Origin of the sequence: Roseovarius sp. Pro17 (assembly GCF_035599575.1) — a bacterium.
Lineage (GTDB): Bacteria > Pseudomonadota > Alphaproteobacteria > Rhodobacterales > Rhodobacteraceae > Roseovarius.
Map to the genome: position 1 here is coordinate 2,221,822 of NZ_CP141179.1, position 19,725 is coordinate 2,241,546.

20 protein-coding genes are annotated in these 19,725 nt (G+C 60.9%); 6 read left to right on the top strand and 14 right to left on the bottom strand.

All coding sequences use genetic code 11. The annotated features are described in order from the left end of the window. Positions 1-31 precede the first annotated feature (31 nt). From U3654_RS10760 to purC, 5 genes are all read right to left on the bottom strand, one after another. Entirely contained in the window at positions 32-1,366 is a 1,335-nt protein-coding gene (locus U3654_RS10760; protein WP_324751549.1) for a sigma-54 dependent transcriptional regulator, read from the bottom strand. Between the two features lie 7 nt (positions 1,367-1,373). Then, on the bottom strand, positions 1,374-3,071 hold the full coding sequence (locus U3654_RS10765; RefSeq protein WP_324755267.1) for a sensor histidine kinase: 1,698 nt from the start codon (positions 3,069-3,071) through the stop codon (positions 1,374-1,376). 170 nt (positions 3,072-3,241) lie between these two features. Next, positions 3,242-3,910, bottom strand: coding sequence for a phosphoribosylformylglycinamidine synthase subunit PurQ (purQ, locus tag U3654_RS10770; protein ID WP_324751550.1), 669 nt, complete (start codon positions 3,908-3,910; stop codon positions 3,242-3,244). Next, complete coding sequence (purS, locus tag U3654_RS10775; protein ID WP_324751551.1) at positions 3,910-4,140, bottom strand: phosphoribosylformylglycinamidine synthase subunit PurS; 231 nt, start codon at positions 4,138-4,140, stop codon at positions 3,910-3,912. The genes purQ and purS overlap by 1 nt, the downstream gene beginning before the upstream one ends. 45 nt (positions 4,141-4,185) lie before the next feature. After that, positions 4,186-4,947, bottom strand: a complete 762-nt coding sequence (gene purC / locus U3654_RS10780) for a phosphoribosylaminoimidazolesuccinocarboxamide synthase (RefSeq protein WP_324751552.1) — start codon at positions 4,945-4,947, stop codon at positions 4,186-4,188. 179 nt (positions 4,948-5,126) lie between these two features. Here purC and U3654_RS10785 point away from each other — a divergent pair, with 179 nt between their 5' ends. After that, on the top strand, positions 5,127-5,441 hold the full coding sequence (locus tag U3654_RS10785; protein ID WP_324751553.1) for a DUF1476 domain-containing protein: 315 nt from the start codon (positions 5,127-5,129) through the stop codon (positions 5,439-5,441). Positions 5,442-5,538: 97 nt separating this feature from the next. Continuing rightward, positions 5,539-6,549 (top strand): betaine--homocysteine S-methyltransferase, encoded by a 1,011-nt coding sequence (bmt, locus tag U3654_RS10790; RefSeq protein WP_324751554.1) that lies wholly within the window; start codon positions 5,539-5,541, stop codon positions 6,547-6,549. Between the two features lie 6 nt (positions 6,550-6,555). Here bmt and U3654_RS10795 read toward each other — a convergent pair whose 3' ends face one another. Continuing rightward, positions 6,556-7,638 carry a PA0069 family radical SAM protein gene (locus U3654_RS10795; RefSeq protein WP_324751555.1) on the bottom strand — a complete coding sequence of 361 codons (1,083 nt, stop codon included), beginning with the start codon at positions 7,636-7,638 and terminating at the stop codon, positions 6,556-6,558. Between the two features lie 210 nt (positions 7,639-7,848). Between U3654_RS10795 and U3654_RS10800 the strand changes: the two genes are divergently transcribed. Both U3654_RS10800 and U3654_RS10805 read left to right on the top strand, forming a co-directional pair. Continuing rightward, positions 7,849-8,553: a B12-binding domain-containing protein gene (locus U3654_RS10800; protein ID WP_324751556.1), complete on the top strand. Its 705-nt coding sequence runs from the start codon at positions 7,849-7,851 to the stop codon at positions 8,551-8,553. Between the two features lie 380 nt (positions 8,554-8,933). Beyond that, entirely contained in the window at positions 8,934-9,608 is a 675-nt protein-coding gene (locus U3654_RS10805) for a DUF1638 domain-containing protein (RefSeq protein ID WP_324751557.1), read from the top strand. An 83-nt stretch (positions 9,609-9,691) separates the two neighbouring features. Here U3654_RS10805 and grxD read toward each other — a convergent pair whose 3' ends face one another. The 3 genes from grxD to U3654_RS10820 form a co-directional block, all read right to left on the bottom strand. Further along, the gene (gene grxD / locus U3654_RS10810; RefSeq protein WP_324751558.1) at positions 9,692-10,054 is read right to left on the bottom strand and encodes a Grx4 family monothiol glutaredoxin; all 363 of its coding nucleotides are present in this window, start codon (positions 10,052-10,054) and stop codon (positions 9,692-9,694) included. Between the two features lie 48 nt (positions 10,055-10,102). Continuing rightward, positions 10,103-10,339 carry a BolA family protein gene (locus tag U3654_RS10815; RefSeq protein WP_324751559.1) on the bottom strand — a complete coding sequence of 79 codons (237 nt, stop codon included), beginning with the start codon at positions 10,337-10,339 and terminating at the stop codon, positions 10,103-10,105. Positions 10,340-10,473: 134 nt separating this feature from the next. Continuing rightward, positions 10,474-11,049, bottom strand: coding sequence for a hypothetical protein (locus tag U3654_RS10820; RefSeq protein WP_324751560.1), 576 nt, complete (start codon positions 11,047-11,049; stop codon positions 10,474-10,476). Between the two features lie 182 nt (positions 11,050-11,231). On the opposite strand from U3654_RS10820, the gene U3654_RS10825 reads away from it, so the two are divergent. After that, positions 11,232-12,176 (top strand): glycosyltransferase family 2 protein, encoded by a 945-nt coding sequence (locus U3654_RS10825; RefSeq protein ID WP_324751561.1) that lies wholly within the window; start codon positions 11,232-11,234, stop codon positions 12,174-12,176. A gap of 213 nt (positions 12,177-12,389) precedes the next feature. Continuing rightward, positions 12,390-13,949 (top strand): DEAD/DEAH box helicase, encoded by a 1,560-nt coding sequence (locus U3654_RS10830; protein ID WP_324751562.1) that lies wholly within the window; start codon positions 12,390-12,392, stop codon positions 13,947-13,949. Between the two features lie 72 nt (positions 13,950-14,021). Here U3654_RS10830 and U3654_RS10835 read toward each other — a convergent pair whose 3' ends face one another. The 5 genes from U3654_RS10835 to nuoN form a co-directional block, all read right to left on the bottom strand. Then, a complete protein-coding gene (locus U3654_RS10835) occupies positions 14,022-14,858 on the bottom strand; it encodes a hypothetical protein (RefSeq protein ID WP_324751563.1) in 837 nt (278 codons plus the stop codon). Positions 14,859-14,964: 106 nt separating this feature from the next. After that, positions 14,965-16,632, bottom strand: a complete 1,668-nt coding sequence (locus U3654_RS10840) for a ribonuclease J (protein WP_324751564.1) — start codon at positions 16,630-16,632, stop codon at positions 14,965-14,967. Between the two features lie 6 nt (positions 16,633-16,638). After that, a complete protein-coding gene (locus U3654_RS10845; protein ID WP_324755268.1) occupies positions 16,639-17,409 on the bottom strand; it encodes a type III pantothenate kinase in 771 nt (256 codons plus the stop codon). Further along, positions 17,409-18,167 (bottom strand): biotin--[acetyl-CoA-carboxylase] ligase, encoded by a 759-nt coding sequence (locus U3654_RS10850; RefSeq protein ID WP_324751565.1) that lies wholly within the window; start codon positions 18,165-18,167, stop codon positions 17,409-17,411. Before U3654_RS10850 ends, U3654_RS10845 begins: the two co-directional genes overlap by 1 nt. Positions 18,168-18,273: 106 nt before the next feature. Then, the gene (gene nuoN / locus U3654_RS10855) at positions 18,274-19,719 is read right to left on the bottom strand and encodes an NADH-quinone oxidoreductase subunit NuoN (protein WP_324751566.1); all 1,446 of its coding nucleotides are present in this window, start codon (positions 19,717-19,719) and stop codon (positions 18,274-18,276) included. Between the last annotated feature and the right edge of the window lie 6 nt (positions 19,720-19,725).

A 19,725-nucleotide genomic window follows, 5' to 3' on the forward strand; every position in this document is an offset into this window, starting at 1 on the left:
CTGGGCGTCGGGTGAAAAGAGAGCTGGCCTCTTACAGGTAATCCGATCGCTGAAGCGCGTATTTTGCCATCTTCTCGTTCAGGGTCCGACGCGGCAGGCACAGTTCGTCCATGACGGCGGCAATACTACCCTTGTGGCGGCGCATGGTGTTGTCGATCAGCATCCGCTCGAACGCTTCGACATACTCCTTCAACGGCTTGCCTTCGGTCGTCATCACGGGCTGCATGTCCTGATGATCCGACATGAGTAGCGAAACGATGGTACCCGATCCGCGCCGCGATTGAAGCACCGCGCGTTCAGCTACGTTAAAGAGCTGACGCACATTTCCCGGCCATGGCGCCTGTAGCAATTGCGCGGCCTCCTGCGCGCTGACCTGCGGCGCGTCGCAACCGTAATCGTCGGCAAACTGGTCGGCAAAGCGAGTGAACAGCGTCAGAATATCCTCGCCGCGCTGGCGCAACGGCGGAACGGTAATCCGCAAACTGGCCAAACGGTAAAACAGATCCGGGCGCAGCGCGTCCTCGGACGTCTTGCCCTCATCCTGAAGGTTGCTGATGGCGACCAGCCGCGTCTCGGGCGGTGTGCCTTCCTCGTTCAGCCAAGTCAGCAGACGCGCTTGCAAGGCGTCGCTCAGAGCCTCGATATCCTCTAGCACCAGGGTGCCGCCACGCGCCTCTTCTACGGCAGGCAGGCGGCTGTCGTCGGGGTTCATCGGACCAAAGAGGCGGGTGGCCAACTGCTCCTGCTCGAAGGCGGCGCATGACACCAGCACAAATTTCTTGCCCGCGCGCGCGCCGACAGCATGAAGGGCGTGGGCCACAAGCGTCTTGCCGGTCCCCGTTTCGCCATCGATCAGCACATGGCCGTCGGCCTGTCCCAAATCGAGAATGTCCTCTTTCAGCCGTTCCATCACGGGGCTGGAGCCGATGAGTTTCTTCATCAGTTGGCCGCCATCAGATAACTCACGGCGCAGGGCGCGGTTGTCCAGCGTCAGGCGGCGGGCATGCGTGGCCTTTTTCGCCAGCTCGGTCATGCGGTCCGGGTTGAACGGCTTTTCCAGGAAATCATACGCGCCAACGCGCATCGCCTCGACGGCCATCGGCACGTCGCCATGGCCGGTGATCATGATCACGGGCAGCGTGCTGTCGGTGCCCATCAGCTTTTTCAGGAATTGCATCCCGTCCATGCCGGGCATCCGGATATCGGTCACCACGATGCCGGGATAATCGGCGCCCAGTTTCTTCAGCGCGTCCTCGGCGCTGGGGAACGTTTCGGTGTCATAGCCAGAAAGAGCCAGCCATTGGCTGATCGACTGGCGCATGTCCTTTTCGTCGTCGACGATCGCAATCTTCATCGCATTGGCCATTCTCTGGTCACTCCGCTGCACGGGTTTCTTCGTTTAAGATAGGCAGGCGCATCTCAAATACAGCCCCCCCTGACGCTGCATCTCGCGCGGTCAGTCTACCACCAAGGTCGTTCACGATACCCGAAGAAATGGCAAGGCCCAGTCCGACCCCCTCGCCCGGCTGTTTCGTGGTATGAAATGGCTCGAACAAATTCTCGAGATCCTTGATGCCGTGGCCGTTGTCGCGCACCGTCAAAAGTGCAGTCGAACCCGCCGCTAGCAGGATGTCGATCTGCGCCTCATCTACCCCCTGCGTGGCGTCAAGCGCATTGCGCAGCAGGTTGATCATCACCTGCTCGATGCGCACACGATCACCCATGACCATAACGGGATCATCCGGTAGGGTGCGGTTGATAGTAACGCGCCGCTGGCGCAGCTGCGGTTCCATCATGGACAGGGACGATGCCAGCGCATCGCCCATGTTTACAGGCTCGAACGTGTCGCCGGTGCGGCGCGCATAGGATTTCAACTGCTTGGTGATCGCGCCCATCCGTTCGATCAGATCATCGATGCGCTGGAAGGACGACAACGTCTCATCCGGTCGATTGCGGATCAGCAAAAGGCGCGCGCCGGCGAGGTAGGTTTTCATCGCCGCCAGCGGCTGGTTCAGCTCATGACTGACGGCGGCCGACATCTCGCCCAAGGCGGCCAGTTTGGAACTCTGCGCCAGCGTCAATTCGGCCACGGCGAGGGTCTCTTGCACCCTTTCACGCTCGGCGATTTCCCGCTGTAACCTTAGGTTCAATGCGCGAAGCTCTGCCGACTCACGCTGAAAAAGTGCGGCGCGCACCGCCGTCTTGCGACTGAGAAAATAGAACGCCAGCGCCAGCAGAATCGCAAAAGCCATGATTTCGAGCGCCAGAACCCCGTTCACTTTTTCGCGCACAGAATCGAAGGTGGTGAAGTTCGCGATGCGCCAGCCGCGAAATGCGACGCGCCCCTCGACGCGCATCACCGCCTCGCCGCCCAGGTAGGCATCGGCCGGTAGTGCCGTCCAATCGGCGGTGGCCTGAAGTGCGCGTTCCAGCGCGCTGGTGACCGGCTGTTGGGACAGCGCCTCGGCCTCACTCAGGCCGCGCCAGCGCGGCTCGGTCGACAGGATAATGCGTCCCTCGGTATCGGTGACAACGACGGCATCGGCAATACCCGCCCAGGCACGCTCGTACTTGTGCAGATCGACGGCGACCAGAATGACACCGATGAGCGTGCCCTGACTTTCGACGCGGCGCGAATAGAAGAAATCAAAGCGCCCGGTTTCGTGTTGGATCAGCGAAAACACGGTGTCCTTTGAGCGCAGTGCATCAACATAATAAGGCTGTGCGCGGTGCGATTCGCCAATCGTGTTGCGGTCGGTCGAGGCCACGGTGCGGCCTTCCTTGTCCAGTAGCGTCAGCGAGGCTGCGCCGATCTCCTCCACGAAGGAGATCAGTCGCTGGGTAGATTGCGAGTAGTTGTTTGAGTTCAGCGCCGAGATCAGCGCCGGATCACGTGCCAAGAGCTGCGGAACGATAGCGTTCTGACGCAGCTCGCTGAGCAGGTTACCGGAATAGAGGACCAACCGTAGTTCGGCTCGGTTGCGAGTATTCTGGGTAAAGCGGTCGGTCAGCAGCCGGTTGGTGACAAAGACAACGCCGACGGCCAGCGCAGTCAGCATGATCAGCGCCATGCGCACCCGCCAGCCGGTCGTGCGCGTCCGGGGCTCGGGCCGCGCACGTCGTGGGGGCGCGGGTTTTGGGCTGGATCGTCCCTGCGGTGGCGTGGGATCGGGATTGCTCATCTTTTCACGCTACGGCGGCGGCGGGACTGCCTCAACCCCCAAGGCCGCACCCCGCCCAATTAAGCGTGCTGTAGCTGATCGACGAGCCCGGCGAACATCGCCGCGCCATCCGTGCCACCATGAGCCTCCTCGGCCATCCGCTCGGGGTGGGGCATCATACCCAGCACACGGCGGTTTTGCGACAGGATACCGGCGATATCATCGGCAGACCCGTTAGGATTGTCGCCATAGCGGAATGCGATCCGGTCCTCGGCGGCCAGCGCTTTCAGCGTCTCGCTATCGGCGTGATAATTTCCGTCATGATGCGCGATCGGCACCGTGATCGTCTGGCCCGCGTCGTAGCGCGTGGTAAAGACGCTGTCGGTTGTCACAACAGTCAGCGGCACGGTGCGGCAGATATATTTCAGCCCCGCGTTGCGTAGCAGCGTGCCGGGCAAGACCCGCGTTTCGGTCAGTATCTGAAAGCCGTTGCACACGCCCAGCACATATCCGCCCCGGTTCGCATGGGCCGTGACCGCACGGCAAATCGGCGAATTGGCGGCGATAGCGCCGCACCGCAGATAATCACCGAACGAGAACCCGCCCGGCACGCCGATCAGGTCCACGCCGTCCGGCATCGCAGTATCCTTGTGCCAGACCATGCTGACCTTGGCCCCCGCACGCTCGAGCGCGACGGCCAGATCGCGATCACAGTTTGATCCGGGGAAAACGACGACAGCAGCATGCATCAGAGGATCTCCACCTTGTAGCTTTCGATCACGGTGTTCGCCAGCAGACGCTCGCACATGTCATTGACTGAGGCCTCATCCGTGCCGTCTGCGAGGTCCAGTTCAATCACCTTTCCCTGACGCACCGAATTGACGCCTTCAAACCCCAGCGAGCCGAGCGCGTGGCGCACCGCCTCGCCCTGCGGGTCCAGAACGCCGGATTTAAGCATGATGTGAACGCGGGCTTTCATTGGCGGATTCCTTCGGCCTTGGGATCGGAACTTGGGGGTATCAAATCAGTTTATCAGCGTCGGGCGCGCCATCGGCGTCGCGCCCTTGGGCAGCACGCCGAGGCGCTTGGCAACCTCGGTATAGGCATCGGTCAGACTGCCCAGATCGCGGCGGAACACGTCCTTGTCCAGCTTCTGACCGGTCTCGATGTCCCACAGGCGGCAGCTATCGGGGCTGATCTCGTCCGCAATAATAAGGCGCTGGAAATCGCCATCGTAAACGCGGCCAATCTCGATCTTGAAGTCGATCAGCTTGATCCCGACGCCATACATGACGCCCGCCAGAAAATCATTCACGCGCAGCGCGAGGCTCAGCATATCGTCCAGATCCTGCTGGCTGGCCCATCCAAAGGCGGCGATATGCTCCTCTGTCACCAGCGGATCGCCCAGCTTGTCGTCCTTGAGGCAGTATTCCACGATCGGGCGTGGCAATTGAAAGCCCTCTTCCAGACCCAGACGCTTGGCCATCGTCCCGGCGGCGTAGTTGCGCACGATAACCTCTAGTGGGATGATCTCGACCTGGCGTACCAGTTGCTCGCGCATGTTGAGTCGCTTCATGAAGTGGGTCGGCACGCCGATATTGCCCAGACCGACCATGAAATATTCGGACAGGATGTTGTTCAGCACACCCTTGCCCTCGATCACGGCCTTCTTTTCAGCGTTAAAAGCGGTCGCGTCGTCCTTGAAATACTGGACGATCGTGCCCGGCTCAGGACCCTCATAGAGAGTCTTGGCCTTGCCTTCGTAGATCTTTTTGCGACGTGCCATGATATTACTGCCTTTGCCTATGGGGATGCGACCCCAAATTGACTTGCGCCTTATGTAGTTCATGCCCCGCCCTGCCGCAAGCGTGCAGGCCCGGCCCTTGCGGTCACGCGTCTGAGCGGCCATATCTGGACAGGAAGCATCAGCGACACAGTCAACACAAACGGGAGGGAACCACGCCCATGAGCACGTTCAAAGACCGCGAAAACGCATTTGAAAACAAGTACGCCCATGATGAAGAGATGAAGTTCAAGGCCGAGGCGCGCTGCAACAAGCTGCTGGGCCTCTGGGCGGCCGAGTTGATGGGCAAATCCGGAGACGAGGCAGACGCCTATGCGCGCGAGGTCATCAAGGCCGACTTTGAAGAGGCAGGATTTGAGGATGTGATCCGCAAGGTCGCAGGCGATCTGGGCGACAAGGCCGACCCCGACACAATCCGCGCCAAGCGCGCCGAGATGATGGCCGCCGCCAAGGCGCAGCTGGTCGCCGAAAACTAGGTTTTCACGTGCGCCGCATGATCCTCATGAGTGTTATGGATTTGCGGCGCGGCGCCGCGCGTGGCACAAGTGTTCGAAACCCAATCTGGATGATTTGATGAGCAACGCACTTTCCCGGATGATGTCGCAGCGCGACTGGATCTTGGCCGATGGCGCCACCGGCACCAACCTTTTCAACATGGGGCTGGAATCGGGCGATGCGCCCGAATTCTGGAACGACAAGCACCCGGACCGGATCACCACGCTTTACCAGATGGCGGTGGATGCGGGCAGCGATCTGTTCCTGACAAACAGCTTCGGTGGCAACGCCTCGCGCCTGAAACTGCACGGCGCGCAAAAGAGGGCGCGCGAATTGTCGCGCATGTCCGCCGAGATCGGGCGCGAGGTCGCCGACAAGTCGGGCCGCGAGGTGATCGTCGCGGGATCGGTCGGGCCGACGGGCGAAATCATGAAGCCGATGGGCACCCTGACCCATGAATTGGCCGTCGAGATGTTCCACGAGCAGGCCGAAGGCCTCAAGGAAGGCGGCGCAGACGTTTTGTGGCTGGAAACCATCTCTGCCCCCGAAGAATACAAGGCCGCCGCCGAGGCGTTTGGCCTCGCCGATATGCCATGGTGCGGCACGATGAGTTTTGACACAGCCGGGCGCACCATGATGGGCATGACCTCCTCGGATATGGCCGACATGGTTGAAACGCTGGATCACAAGCCGCTGGCCTACGGCGCGAATTGCGGCGTAGGCGCGTCTGACCTGATGCGCACGATTTTGGGCTTTGTCGCGCAGGGGACCGAGCGTCCCGTGATCGCCAAGGGTAACGCAGGCATCCCGAAATTCGTCGACGGCCATATCCACTATGACGGCACGCCCGAATTGATGGCAGAATACGCCTGTCTCGCACGCGATGCAGGTGCGACAATCATCGGCGGCTGCTGCGGCACCATGGGCGAGCATCTGTCGAAGATGCGTGAGGCGCTGGAAACACGCGAGCGTGGACCGCGCCCGACGCTGGATCAGATTACCGAAACCCTTGGTGCGTTCTCATCTGCTGTGGACGGCACCGGCGACGATGCCCCTGCACCGCGTCGCACCCGTCGTCGGGGCGGCTGAGCCCGTTTAAAACAGCGATAGCTGGTCGCCCGCCTCAGCGGGTGGCCGAAAGAGATCACAGCGCAGATCCGGCAATTTACGCGCATATCCATTGCGCCTCAGCGCGACCTCGAATCGCTGCGCGATCATCTCGGCGTAAGGACCAGTTCCGCGCATCCGTGTACCGAATGTGCTGTCGTAATCCTTGCCACCCTGCATGTCGCGCACATGGCCCATGACGCGGCCAGCCCGGTCCGGATAATGCGCCTCCAGCCATTCGCGAAACAGCGGCGCCACTTCCAGCGGCAGGCGCAGCATTATCCAACTGGCGGCGATGGCCCCCGCCTCGCGCCCCGCCTTTAGCAGCGCTTCGACCTCGTGATCTGTCAGACCCGGAATGATCGGCGACGTCATGATGCGTGTCTCGATCCCCGCCTCGCTGAGCGCGCGAATGGTTGCCAGCCGCCGGTGCGGCGTGGGCGCGCGCGGTTCCAGCTTGCGCGAGAGGCCCGCATCAAGCGACGTTACCGAAATGCCGACGCGCACCAGCCCCTGACGCGCCATATCGCTGAGGATATCGATGTCGCGCTCAATTAGCGTACCCTTGGTCACGATCGCGACCGGGTGGCGGAAATCGCGCAGCACCTTGAGGCATTCGCGCATGATTTCATGCTTTTTCTCAATCGGCTGATAAGGGTCGGTATTGGTGCCTATGGCGATAGTGCGCGGGGTATAGGCGCGGTGGCGCAGCTCGCGCGCCAGCACTTGAGGCGCCTCGGGGCGCGCAATCAGCCGGGTTTCGAAATCAAGACCTGCCGACATGCCCAACCACGCGTGCGTAGGGCGGGCAAAGCAATAGATACAGCCATGCTCGCAGCCGCGATAGGGATTGATCGAGCGATCGAATGGCAGATCGGGCGAGCGGTTGTAACTGATGACGCGGCGCGGCACCTCCAGCGTCGTTTGCGTGCGTAGCGGCGCCTCATCCTGCGGCGTCCAGCCGTCAGCCTCATACGCGCGCTGCACCGCCTCATAGCGGCCCGCAGCGTTGCTGCCCGCGCCGCGTGCGCGTCGCTCCATGCCGAGAGGGAATGTTTGATGCTGGCTCATACGTCAATATATAGAACAAAAACAGAACATATGCAAGAACACCATAATCAACATGCATATTTCGACCCTTCCCGCACCGAATTACTCGGTGTAAGTCGGTTCAGACGCGGCCAGTGTCGCAATTCGCCAAGTGCACAGGGCGCAAATTGGCGAAACGTGAGACAGGTAACAAAGGGGGCCGCTGCGCCCTCCAACTCAGGGGATTGCACCATGTCGGAAAACCAAGACGACATCATCCTGTCCGAACTGGACGACGATGAGCTTGTCCAGCAGATGTTCGACGACCTCTATGACGGTCTCAAGGAAGAGATCGAAGAGGGCGTGAATATCCTTCTTGGCCGTGGCTGGGCCCCCTACGACGTGCTGACCAAGGCGCTGGTCGGCGGCATGACCATCGTCGGCAAGGACTTTCGCGACGGCATCCTTTTTGTCCCCGAAGTGCTGCTGGCCGCCAACGCGATGAAGGGTGGCATGTTTATTCTCAAGCCGCTTCTGGCCGAGACGGGCGCGCCCCGCGTCGGCAAGATGGTGATCGGCACGGTCAAAGGCGACATCCACGACATTGGCAAGAACCTAGTCGGTATGATGATGGAGGGCGCCGGTTTCGAGGTGGTCGATCTGGGCATCAACAACCCTGTCGACAACTACCTCTCGGCACTGGAAAGCGAAGGCGCGGACATCCTCGGCATGTCCGCCCTGCTGACCACGACGATGCCCTACATGAAGGTCGTCATCGACACGATGATCGAACAGGGTATCCGCGACGATTTCATCGTTCTCGTCGGCGGAGCGCCCCTCAACGAGGAATTCGGCAAAGCCATCGGCGCCGACGCCTACTGCCGCGACGCCGCCGTCGCGGTCGAGACGGCCAAGGAATGGATGGCCCGCAAGCACAATCAGGCCGTTACCGCCTGAGCGCTTGCCTAGTGGCACACAGCCAAAGGCCCTGCGCGTGCGTGGGGCCTTTTTTACGGGCCGTGCATCACTATCTAAAGCGTATCGAGATGGTGTTGGATCAGGACAACATTTCGATACGCCCACGGCGAACAAATGTTACGCTGGTTTCGCGTTAAAGTCATGGATCAACTTGATCTTGGAACGCCTTGAAAGGTAGGAGGATTTGCACGTGCCAACAATCAGATTTCTACTGCTTCTTGCCTGCGTGATCGTTGCCGCCGGAGCGACCGTTTTAATCATGGCTCAAGCAGTTCCGACATTGGGCTTTGCCGCTATGTCTGGCGGGCTGGCCGCGCTCATGGTGCTGCGCCTCGCCTGCCACCGCAGGAGCGACTGATATGACCGCGTCCCCCACTGACCTAACCACCAATTTGCCCGATGCGCACACCCTGACCGAACAAGGCCTTGCACCGGATGGCAACAGCGGCAGCATCCTCATCCTCGCCTGCGGCGCTCTGGCGCGCGAGATTTTGGCGCTGGTCCGCCTCAATGGCTGGGATCACATGACCCTCGCCTGCCTTCCGGCCAAGCTGCATCTTTATCCCGACAAGATCACAGAGGCCGTCGAGGAGGCTGTGGAAAAGCATCGCGCGCAGTTCGATCGCATATTTGTAGCCTATGCCGATTGCGGCACTGGTGGGCTCTTGCAGGCCAAATGCGATGCGCTGGGGGTCGAGATGATCGCAGGCCCCCATTGCTACAGCTTCTTTGAGGGCAATGACGCCTTTGGCCGCCACGAGGACGAAATCACGGCCTTCTACCTCACCGATTTTCTGGTCAAGCAGTTCGACGCCTTCGTCTGGCGGCCCATGGGCCTAGATCGCCACCCCGAGCTGCTGGAAATGATATTCGGCAACTATACCAAGCTGGTCTATCAGGCCCAGACCGAGGATCCGGCTCTGCGCGTCAAGGCCGAGGAGTGCGCGCGCCGCCTCAAGCTTGACTTCGAATATCGCTTTACTGGATATGGCGATCTGGCAGGCGCTCTCGAAGGCGTCGCCGAAAAGAAATAGGCGTGCCAACTACGCGGCACGCCCTGCTATTTCTAGATCCAAACATCCCGATCCTACCCTGCAAAATGCACGGCGCAGGATAATCAGGCGTTGGCTTCGCGGATCTTATCTGCGGCGGCCTTGTCGTAGGTAACGCCGTTCTGCTCCAGCAAAGTGTCCAATTCGCCCGACAGGGTCATCTCGGTGATAATGTCGCAACCGCCGACGAATTCGCCTTTGACGTAAAGTTGCGGAATGGTCGGCCAGTCGGAATAATCCTTGATGCCCTGACGGATGTCCTCATCCTCCAGCACGTTCACATCGCTATAGTCGATGCCCATGAAGTTCAGCACCCCCGCCACGCGGCTGGAGAACCCGCATTGGGGCTGCTCTCTGGTGCCTTTCATGAAAAGCACGACGTCTGAGGCTTTGACGGTCTCTTCGATACGGGTCTTGGCGTCGGTCATGTCATATCCTTGTGATCTGATGTCTGTGAACTTTGGCGCGCAATCGCGCTAGTCCGGCGCGCGGGTGGTCAGCGCCAGAGCGTGCAATTCGCCCGCCGGTCCGTCCATCCGGCCCTTAAGCGCTGCATAGACGGCGCGCTGCTGTTGCACGCGGTTCATGCCCTTGAAGGAGGGATCGACTACCTCGGCGGCGAAATGCGCGCCGTCATTGCCTTGGACGTTGACCTGCGCGTCCGGGAACGCCTCGCGGATCATCGCTTCGATATCGCTGGCAAGAATGGCCATCTGCGTGCTCCCCATGGTTCGGTGCAAAGTCGGTTTGCATCAACGGATGTAAAGGCCCGCCCACGCGAGTGCAAGATGCGGCCTGCCCAAAGCGTTTCGCGAACCTCGCGCGACGCCCGACAGATGGGCAGGGTTCAGGTATCCTCGCCCCTGCGCAGCAATTCCTCGATCAACGCGCCACCCGACGCGGGGCCATCGCCCCCGCCAAAGCGCAGTTCGCCGCTGGAATAGTCAGTACCATAGCTGCGCGCCAGCGTCACGACCTGCGCCAGCCCCGAAATCAGATGCGCCTTGTCCAGCCCCTCCAGTGGATGCACAAAGACCGACCAGACCAGCCCCTGCGCGATCGCATAGCGACCATCCAGCGCGCTATCGAAATTGGCCTGCAGCATGCGCGCCAGATCATCGGCGTCCAGACCGGCTGTGATGCGGACCGGCACCATGGCGCGCAGACGCCCAGCATCTGTGTCGGCGACAACCAGAACGACCTGCGCGCCGATGCGCAGCCGCCAGCCGTGGCCCTGCCGCACCGCCTGCGGATCCAGAGCGTGCAAGATCTGGCCCAGCCGATCAATGCTCATGCAATCAGCACCCGATGAGACCGGCGCATCGGGCGGGGTATCCCCGGCTGATATGTCCTGCGCCCAAACGGCACCGGCCGCGATGATCGCGATAGCGGCGCCGATCAGCGCCTTTCTGGTGAGCGACATATATTCTCCCTCACGCCGTACCCCGCGACCCTGCCACCCGATAGGTGCGCCAATCAACTTGCTGTGTAAAATTTTACTCAAAAACCTGCCGATCCACCCATCGATCCACACCCGGCGCTCACCGCTTGCGTCCGGCGGCGTTGCGCGCCATTCTGCGCCTTAGGTATCATCGGGCAGACCACATGACACAGAAGACCACATGGGGCCTCGTGTCGACGATCAAGGCCCCGACAGGCGCGATCCTGAATTTCGCCGCCCACCACCTCGATATCGGCGCGCACCGCATCCACATTTTCCTAGACGAGGATTGCCCCAAGGCGCGCCGCGCCCTCGCGGCCCATCCGCGTTGCACAGTCACCGTGACCGACGATGCCTATTGGACCAAACGCCGCGAGCGCCCGGACAAACATCAGGCGCGCCAGACGATAAACGCGACCCGCGCCTATCGCCGCAGACCAGGTGTGGATTGGCTGGCTCATATCGACGTGGATGAATTCCTGCATCCCGATGGCGCGCCACTGGTCGAACAACTGGCCGCCCTGCCCCAATCCGCGCGCACCGCCCGCGTGCGCCCGATCGAGGCACTCGCCCCGATCAACGGCGACGCGCCCGGATTATTCAAAGGCTGCCATCCGCGCCAAAGCCCCCGCAACACCCAGACCGAAGAGATTTATCCGACCTACGGCGCACTGCTAAACGGCGGCTTTCTCAGCCATGTGGCGGGCAAGATATTTGTGCGGACAGGTCAGGAAAAGGTCAGTCTGCGCATCCACAACGCCTTTGATGAGGCGGGCCAGATCGCCAACGATCACGACCTCACCGAAACGCACCTGTGCCATCTTCACGCGCCCAGTTGGGAGGCATGGCAAAGCGCCTATCGCTTCCGACTCGCCCGTGGCTCGTACCGCCCGGACCTGAAGGGCGCGCCCAGCATCCCGACGACGATGCACGCCCTCTTTAACGCGATCGAGCAGGATGGCGGCGAGGCCGCGCTGCGCGCCTTCTATGACGAGGTCTGCACTGCTACAGCTGCCTTGTGCGCGCGGCTTGAGGCGCGCGGGCTGCTGCATAGGATTGATCTGGATCTGAACGCCAAACGCGCGCGCCATTTTCCGGATTTCTACTAAAGCGGCCCGCCGCGCCAGATTGATGCCCAAGCCGCAACAATCGTGGCCAAATACCGCGCATAGCTTGCAAACTAACGCAGTTGATTGACCATTACCCCAATCTTGGGATAAACGCGCGTCAGGGGTCCGCATATGTGGAGAACCACGGGGTCATACGGACCCGGACCCAATCAGACGTGCGGGCCAAGTCGTGTCCGTAACATACGGATACCCATGACAAAATTTTCCGATCTCAACCTGAATCCTAAAGTACTTAAGGCCATCGACGAGGCCGGGTATACCACCCCCACCCCCATTCAGGCCGGCGCGATTCCCCCGGCATTGGAAGGCCGCGACGTTTTGGGCATCGCCCAGACCGGCACCGGTAAGACCGCTGGATTCGTGCTGCCGATGATCACGCTTCTGGCACGCGGCCGGGCGCGGGCGCGCATGCCGCGGTCTCTGGTGCTGTGCCCCACACGCGAACTGGCTGCACAGGTCGCCGAGAATTTCGACACCTATTCCAAGCATGTGAAGCTGACCAAGGCGCTGCTGATCGGCGGCGTGTCGTTCAAGGAGCAGGACAAGCTGATCGACAAGGGCGTCGACGTGCTGATTGCCACACCGGGAAGACTGCTGGACCATTTCGAGCGCGGCAAGCTGTTGCTGACCGGCGTCCAGATAATGGTCGTGGACGAGGCTGATCGCATGCTCGACATGGGTTTCATCCCCGACATCGAACGCATCTTCAGCCTGACGCCCTTTACCCGTCAGACGCTGTTTTTCTCCGCCACCATGGCGCCCGAAATCGAACGGATCACCAATACCTTCCTCAGCTCGCCCGAGCGGGTCGAGGTCGCACGCCAAGCCACGGCCAGCGAGACGATCGAGCAGGGCGTCGTCATGTTCAAAAGCACTGGTCGCGCTCGCGAGGCCAGCGAGAAGCGCAATATTCTGCGCATGATGATCGACGGCGAGGGTGAAAAATGCACCAACGCCATCGTGTTCTGCAACCGCAAGATTGACGTCGATGCTGTGGCCAAGTCGCTGAATAAGCATGGCTATGACGCGGCGCCCATCCATGGCGATCTGGACCAGAGCCAGCGAACCCGCACCCTAGATGGCTTTCGCGCGGGCGATCTGCGCCTGCTGGTCGCTTCGGATGTTGCAGCGCGTGGCCTTGATGTGCCGGCGGTCAGCCATGTCTTCAACTTCGACGTGCCGTCCCATCCCGAGGATTACGTCCATCGCATCGGTCGCACCGGCCGCGCAGGTCGTGACGGCAAGGCGATGATGATCTGCACCCCCAAGGATGAAAAAAACATGGCTGCCATCGAGGCGCTGATCCAGAGGGAAATCCCGCGTCTGGAGAGCCCGCTGGGTGGCACCACCGCAGAGGCCGGTGCGCAGGCTCCGGCCCCCTCCGAGACGCCCCGCCATGACCAGTCCGGCGACGCGCCAGCCAAGCCGCGCCGCTCGCGTAGCCGCAAAAAGCCCGAAGAAGCGCCCAACGAGGCACCCGAGACGAATGTGGTGCAAGAGATCGCACCACAGCAGGCCGAGCCCGCAAAGGCTATCGAAACAGCGCCCCAGGATGATGCCCGGAATGAAACCGCGCCTCAGCACGACGCCGTGACCGAAAACAAATCCTCGCGGTCGCGCGGACGTGGCGGACGTGGTCGTTCTGGCGGCGGTGGCAATGGCGGTGGAGGCGATAATAACAAGGTTGTCGGCATGGGCGATCATATGCCCAGCTTCATCGCGCTCAGCTTCGACGATCGCCGCACTGGCTAAAGCGTTTCGAGTCTAAGTTGGGACACAACTGACATTCGGCACGCGCGTGGGCCTCGATACATTGCGGGCGTGTCAGTCAATATACGCGTCCGCACGTTGTCCGGCCCGCTCGTGGTGGATCGGCAACGTCCGGCCATATAGCTGCATCGTGCGTTCTGGCGCGCCGACCATTCCCGGCTCCTGCACGTAGGAAAATATCGCCACATAGCGCGGACGATCCCCCGTCAGCGGAGCCACGCGGTGCAGCGAATAGCGGCCTCGGAACAGTTGCAGATCACCTGGCTCCAATTCCAGACGCACGACCCGGTCTGACGTACCGTTCAACACGCGCGCCACCTCTTCAAAATTTTCGCCGCCAGCACGAATCCCCGGCGCATACTCGAACGCCCCGCCTCCGGTTGCAGTCTGGATTGCCAGTGTGACGGTGAAATTGTTGGTGTCAAAATGCCAAGGAAAGCCATTGCCCGCCTCGGCCATGTTCACAATCACATCGGCCAGCGGGTCGGCATAACGATAAAACGCGCCCTCTTGCAAACAGTCCTGAATAAACCCGTCAAACCCTGGAAAATCATAGATTGCGCGCAACGGCGCGCCGGGCGCAAAGTTATCCGCCGGGATGAATGCATTGGAGCGCTCATAGAACTGGCGGCGCGGATCGCTCTTGGGCAGGCTTGGATCGTCCTTGGTAAAATAAGCGTTGGTCCGGCTAAAGGACTTGTAGCCCTTGTCCGCCACACTTTCAGCCTCGGCCGTCAGGGCGATGATCCCCGCCGGTGTCAAAAAGCGCTTGATTACCGCACAGCCATCTTTGGCCAAGTCGGCGCGCACCTGCGCCAGCAGCGCGTCCCGCGCCTCGCCCGGTTGATTAATCGGCCGCTCAGCGAGGTTAATCAGGTCTTTGGACTCCATGACGCGGCCCCCCTTTTGGTCATCTGACCTGAAGGAGGGCCGCGCCGTCTTGCCTGTTTTCGCCAAAACGCGCGTCGTTTATAGCGTTGCGCAATAGTGCCGAGTGTCAGCTCATGCGGCTGATAATCACGGTCACCTCAGGCTTCTTGCCTATTTCGGCATTGGCCGACTGACGCGCGACACGGCGCAACTCTTCTTCCAGCTTGTCGTCGTCGGCGCGCAGCCGGTCCGCCGAGCGGCCAAGAAATTGGCTCAGATCCTCTTCCAGAACGTCCAGCAACGGCGCGCCAGATGTGCCGGTTTCGGCCAAGCCCTTGGTTTCGCACCAAGGATCGCCAAGGCTCTCGTTGTCCTCGTCGAGGATGATATTGACCGTGATATGCCCATTCAGCGCCATGCGGATTCTATCGCGCACGACACCGTCCAGCGCCCCTACCTGAACCGAACCGTCCAGATATGTGCGCCCGGTCTCGACATGTTCGGCAACGACTGGCGTCTGGGCCGTGAGGTCAATCATCATGCCGTTCACGGCGAGAATACCACGCAGACGCTTGGCCTCGCAAATCTTGACATGCTCGCGCAGGTGACGATGCTCGCCATGCATGGGCACAACCATCTGGGGCTTGATTAACTCATGCATCTTTTCGATATCGGGTCGGTTCGCGTGGCCCGAGACGTGATAGCGCCCAGAATCGTCATCGACGATATCGACGCCCTTTTCGGAAAACTGGTTCATGATGCGAATGACGCCGCGCTCATTTCCGGGGATCGTCTTGGAGGAAAAGAGGAACAGATCCCCCTCCTTTAGCTTGATCCCCTGATACTTGCCATTTGCCAGCTGCGCCGACGCGGCGCGTCGCTCGCCCTGCGATCCGGTCACGATCAGCATCAGCTTCTCGCGCGGTAGGTTCTTGGCATCCTCGGGGCTGACGGTGGCCGGGAAGTTCTTCAACACCCCGGTCTCGACCGACGCCTCGATCATACGACGCATGGCGCGGCCCATCAGGCACACGCTGCGCCCGGCTCGCTCGCCGGCCTCGGCCAGCGTTTTCACCCGTGCCACGTTGCTGGCAAAGGTAGTAGCGGCGACCATCCCCTTGGCAGAGGCTACCAGCTTTTCGATCTCGGGGCCGACAGTCGCCTCGGAGCGGCCTTCGTGCTGGCTGAACACGTTTGTAGAATCGCACATCAACGCCAGCACGCCGTCCTTGCCGATATCTTCGAACATCGCGTGGTCAAATGGCTCGCCAACGCCCGGATCGGTGTCGATCTTGAAATCACCAGTATGCACGATCCGCCCCATTGGGGTGTCGATCACCAGTGACGAGCTTTCAGGTATGGAATGCGAGATGGGCACAAAACCTACTTTAAACGGCCCCACCTTGACTGTTTCGGGCCAGGGCGAGACAACCTTGACCGCCTTTTCAGGATGCCCGTGCTCGGCCAATTTGCGCCGCGTGATGTTGGCGGTAAAGACGCGCGTATAGACGGGAACGTCCAGCGCGCCATAGTAGTGCGCAATCGCGCCCACATGGTCCTCATGCGCATGGGTGACGAAAATCGCCTCCAGATCATCCTTGCGCGCCACCAGCCACGACATGTCCGGCAGGATCAAATCCACACCGGGGCTGGTATCCATATCAGGGAAAGTCAGCCCCAGATCCACTAGGATCAGCTTTTCCTTGCCGGGTTTGCCATACCCATAGACATAGGCATTCATGCCAATTTCACCCGCCCCTCCGAGGGGCAGGTAGATTACTCGTTCATTGCTCATTCGGCCTCAGCCTTTCTTGTTATAGTCATGAATCACGGTCAGGCCGTGCATCGTCAGATCATCTTCAATTTTGTCGAACAGGTTCGCGCCTTGGGCAAAAAGCGGGGCAAGCCCGCCAGTGCCGATCACTGTCATGGGCTGTGCATATTCCGCCTTGATTTGCGCGCACAGGCCCTGCACCAGCCCGATATACCCCCAGTAGACGCCCGACTGCATACAGTCGACCGTGTTCGTACCGATCACGCGCGGCGGCGTGGTCACATCTATGTGCGGCAGCGCAGCAGCGGCGGCATGCAGCGCCTCAAGGCTAAGGTTCACCCCCGGCGCAATTACCCCGCCGACATAAGCGCCATCGCGCGCCACCACGTCAAAAGTGGTCGCAGTGCCGAAATCCACCACGATCAAATCGCCGCCATGGCGATCATACGCCCCGGCGGTATTCACCAAGCGGTCCGATCCGACCAAAGTGCCCGGATCAACGCGCGGCGGGACCGGTAGCGCGCATTCCGGTTTGCCCACCACCATAGGTCGGCAGCCAAAGAACCGATCAGCAAAGACCCGAAGATTGTACACCACGCGCGGCACCGTAGACGAGATGATGACATCCGTGATGTCCACGTCGATCCCGTAATGTTTGACCAGTGTGGAAAACCACGTGAAATAGGCATCTGCCGTGCGCGCATGATGGGTCGAGGTGCGCAGCGTGCACAGGAACTCCGTCCCGTCCCAGATCGAAAAGACAGTATTGGTGTTCCCACAATCTATCGCCAGCAGCATCATTCGGCCTCATTTTCGAAAAACACGTCCGCCGCGGGGATCGCCCGCCGCCCATCCGGGGTAGATAGAACAAGATTGCCGCTCTCGTCCACCGTATCAAACCGGCCCCGGATTTCATCCCGCATGGTGCGCGCTGTCACGTCCTGACCCAGCCGCGCCGCGCGGTCCAGCCAGGCAGCGCGTATCGGGGCAAAGCCATCGGTCACGAACACCGCCTCGCGCCGTGCATAGGCAGCGGCCAGATGGTCCAGCAATGTTTCAGCGTGCACATCCACCCCTGCACCGGACAACAGCGAAACTGGTGCCACCGCCGCATCGCCCTGTTCAGGTACGCCCGCAAGGTTCACACCAAACCCGATCACCAGATGATCCAGATGCGCCCCAGCACCCGCGCCCTCCAGTAATATTCCGGCCAGCTTACCACCGCTCAACAACACGTCATTGGGCCATTTCAAGGCCAGCTTTGCCGCAGGTGCCAGCGTGCTCAGCGCGTCAACCAATGCCAGCGCCGCAACGAAGGACCGCAGCGCCGCCTGCCCCGGCGCCTCAATGGGCTTGAGCACCAAGGATGCGGCAAAATTCCCCTCGGGATCGCGCCACGCGCGCCCCCGCCGCCCCCGTCCGGCAACCTGCCGCGCGGCAAATATCCACGTTGGCCCAGCCAGATCCCGCGCCAACCGCAGCCCTTCGGCGTTGGTGCTGTCCACCTCGGCCATCACACGCCGCGCATACCCATCTGGCCAGTCCGGTGCTTTCATTGTTCTTCAAATACTCCCGCCGGAGGCGCGCGGCCCACAGGGCCGCCAAAAACAAAAGCGACGCGCCGTGGCGCGTCACCTTGTCGTATCATATAAGGCGTGCCGCTCAGTTGACCAACGTCGCTGCCGCCGCCTGCGCCGCCCCTTCGATGCCAAAGAGGTTTACACCCGGCAGCCAAGCCAGCCCGATAATCGCGGCAGACACCATGAGGAACCCCCACAAAACGGGCGACCCCGGCGGATCCAGCGCCTCGCCTTCTTCGCCGAAATACATGTAGAACACGATGCGCAGGTAATAGAATGCGCCGATGACTGACCCAATGACGCCCAGCACCGCCAGCCAGACCAGCCCGCCCTCATAAGCCGCGCGCAGAACGTAGAACTTGCCAAAGAAGCCGACCAAGGGCGGTACGCCCGCCAGTGAAAAAAGCAGCACCAGCATCGCCAGCGCCCGGCCCGGATGCGCCTTGGAATAAAGATGCAGACTGCGAATGTCCGTGACCGGCAGCCCATCTTTTTGCATCGATAGGATGAACGCAAAGGTGCCGATGTTCATCGTCACATAGATCGCGAGATAGATCAGCATCGCCTGCACGCCAAAGGCAGTTCCCGAGGCAAGCCCCATCAAGGCAAAGCCCATATGCGCAATGGTCGAATAGCCCATCAGGCGTTTGAAATCCGTCTGACCGATGCCAGCGATACTGCCCCAAAAGATCGACAGGACGCTCAGAAGCGCGACGATCTGCTGCCAGTCAAGGACGATGCCGCCAAAGGCGTCAAACATCACGCGGGCAAACAGCCCCATAGCCGCCACCTTGGGCGCCGTGATGAAAAAGGCCGTGACCGGCGTCGGGGAGCCCTCATAGACGTCCGGCGCCCACATGTGGAACGGCACGGCCGACACCTTGAACGCAAGCCCCGACATCACAAAGACGAGGCCAAACAGCAAGCCGACAGGCGCATGTCCCTCGGCGGCGCGGATGATACCGGCAAACCCAGTGGTGCCCGCATAGCCATAGACCAGCGACGCGCCATACAGCAGCAAACCTGAGCTGAGCGCGCCCAGCACAAAATACTTAAGGCCCGCCTCTGTTGATTTCACGCTATCACGACGCATTGCCGCCATGACGTATAGCGCCAGCGACTGCAGTTCGAGCCCCATATAGAGCGACATGAGATCCCCGGCGCTGACCATCATCATCATTCCGACAACGCTAAGGGCCACCAGAACGGGATATTCGAACCGCATCATTCCGCGGCGCGCCATGTAGTCCTGCCCCATCACTATCACAGCAGCGGCGCTGAGCAGGATCATCACCTTGGCAAAGCGCGAGAATCCGTCATCGATGAACATCCCCGAGAACGCGCTTTGCGTGCCATTTCCGGTGGTGCCGATCCAGAACGCCAACGCCACAAAAAGCGCGGCAGTCAGCCAGATCAACATGCCTGCCATCTTGTCCTTGCCGGTAAAGACCGCGCCCAAAAGGGCCAGCATCGCGTAAACTGCGATGACGATCTCGGGCAGGATAATATTCAGATCAGCCTGGATCATCTGAGC

Bases quoted from the DNA above. Each gene is read 5' to 3' on its own strand.
- U3654_RS10760 (WP_324751549.1), bottom strand. From the start codon at position 1,366: ATGGCCAATGCGATGAAGATTGCGATCGTCGACGACGAAAAGGACATG.
- U3654_RS10765 (WP_324755267.1), bottom strand. From the start codon at position 3,071: ATGGCGCTGATCATGCTGACTGCGCTGGCCGTCGGCGTTGTCTTTGTC.
- purQ (WP_324751550.1), bottom strand. From the start codon at position 3,910: ATGCATGCTGCTGTCGTCGTTTTCCCCGGATCAAACTGTGATCGCGAT.
- purS (WP_324751551.1), bottom strand. From the start codon at position 4,140: ATGAAAGCCCGCGTTCACATCATGCTTAAATCCGGCGTTCTGGACCCG.
- purC (WP_324751552.1), bottom strand. From the start codon at position 4,947: ATGGCACGTCGCAAAAAGATCTACGAAGGCAAGGCCAAGACTCTCTAT.
- U3654_RS10785 (WP_324751553.1), top strand. From the start codon at position 5,127: ATGAGCACGTTCAAAGACCGCGAAAACGCATTTGAAAACAAGTACGCC.
- bmt (WP_324751554.1), top strand. From the start codon at position 5,539: ATGAGCAACGCACTTTCCCGGATGATGTCGCAGCGCGACTGGATCTTG.
- U3654_RS10795 (WP_324751555.1), bottom strand. From the start codon at position 7,638: ATGAGCCAGCATCAAACATTCCCTCTCGGCATGGAGCGACGCGCACGC.
- U3654_RS10800 (WP_324751556.1), top strand. From the start codon at position 7,849: ATGTCGGAAAACCAAGACGACATCATCCTGTCCGAACTGGACGACGAT.
- U3654_RS10805 (WP_324751557.1), top strand. From the start codon at position 8,934: ATGACCGCGTCCCCCACTGACCTAACCACCAATTTGCCCGATGCGCAC.
- grxD (WP_324751558.1), bottom strand. From the start codon at position 10,054: ATGACCGACGCCAAGACCCGTATCGAAGAGACCGTCAAAGCCTCAGAC.
- U3654_RS10815 (WP_324751559.1), bottom strand. From the start codon at position 10,339: ATGGCCATTCTTGCCAGCGATATCGAAGCGATGATCCGCGAGGCGTTC.
- U3654_RS10820 (WP_324751560.1), bottom strand. From the start codon at position 11,049: ATGTCGCTCACCAGAAAGGCGCTGATCGGCGCCGCTATCGCGATCATC.
- U3654_RS10825 (WP_324751561.1), top strand. From the start codon at position 11,232: ATGACACAGAAGACCACATGGGGCCTCGTGTCGACGATCAAGGCCCCG.
- U3654_RS10830 (WP_324751562.1), top strand. From the start codon at position 12,390: ATGACAAAATTTTCCGATCTCAACCTGAATCCTAAAGTACTTAAGGCC.
- U3654_RS10835 (WP_324751563.1), bottom strand. From the start codon at position 14,858: ATGGAGTCCAAAGACCTGATTAACCTCGCTGAGCGGCCGATTAATCAA.
- U3654_RS10840 (WP_324751564.1), bottom strand. From the start codon at position 16,632: ATGAGCAATGAACGAGTAATCTACCTGCCCCTCGGAGGGGCGGGTGAA.
- U3654_RS10845 (WP_324755268.1), bottom strand. From the start codon at position 17,409: ATGCTGCTGGCGATAGATTGTGGGAACACCAATACTGTCTTTTCGATC.
- U3654_RS10850 (WP_324751565.1), bottom strand. From the start codon at position 18,167: ATGAAAGCACCGGACTGGCCAGATGGGTATGCGCGGCGTGTGATGGCC.
- nuoN (WP_324751566.1), bottom strand. From the start codon at position 19,719: ATGATCCAGGCTGATCTGAATATTATCCTGCCCGAGATCGTCATCGCA.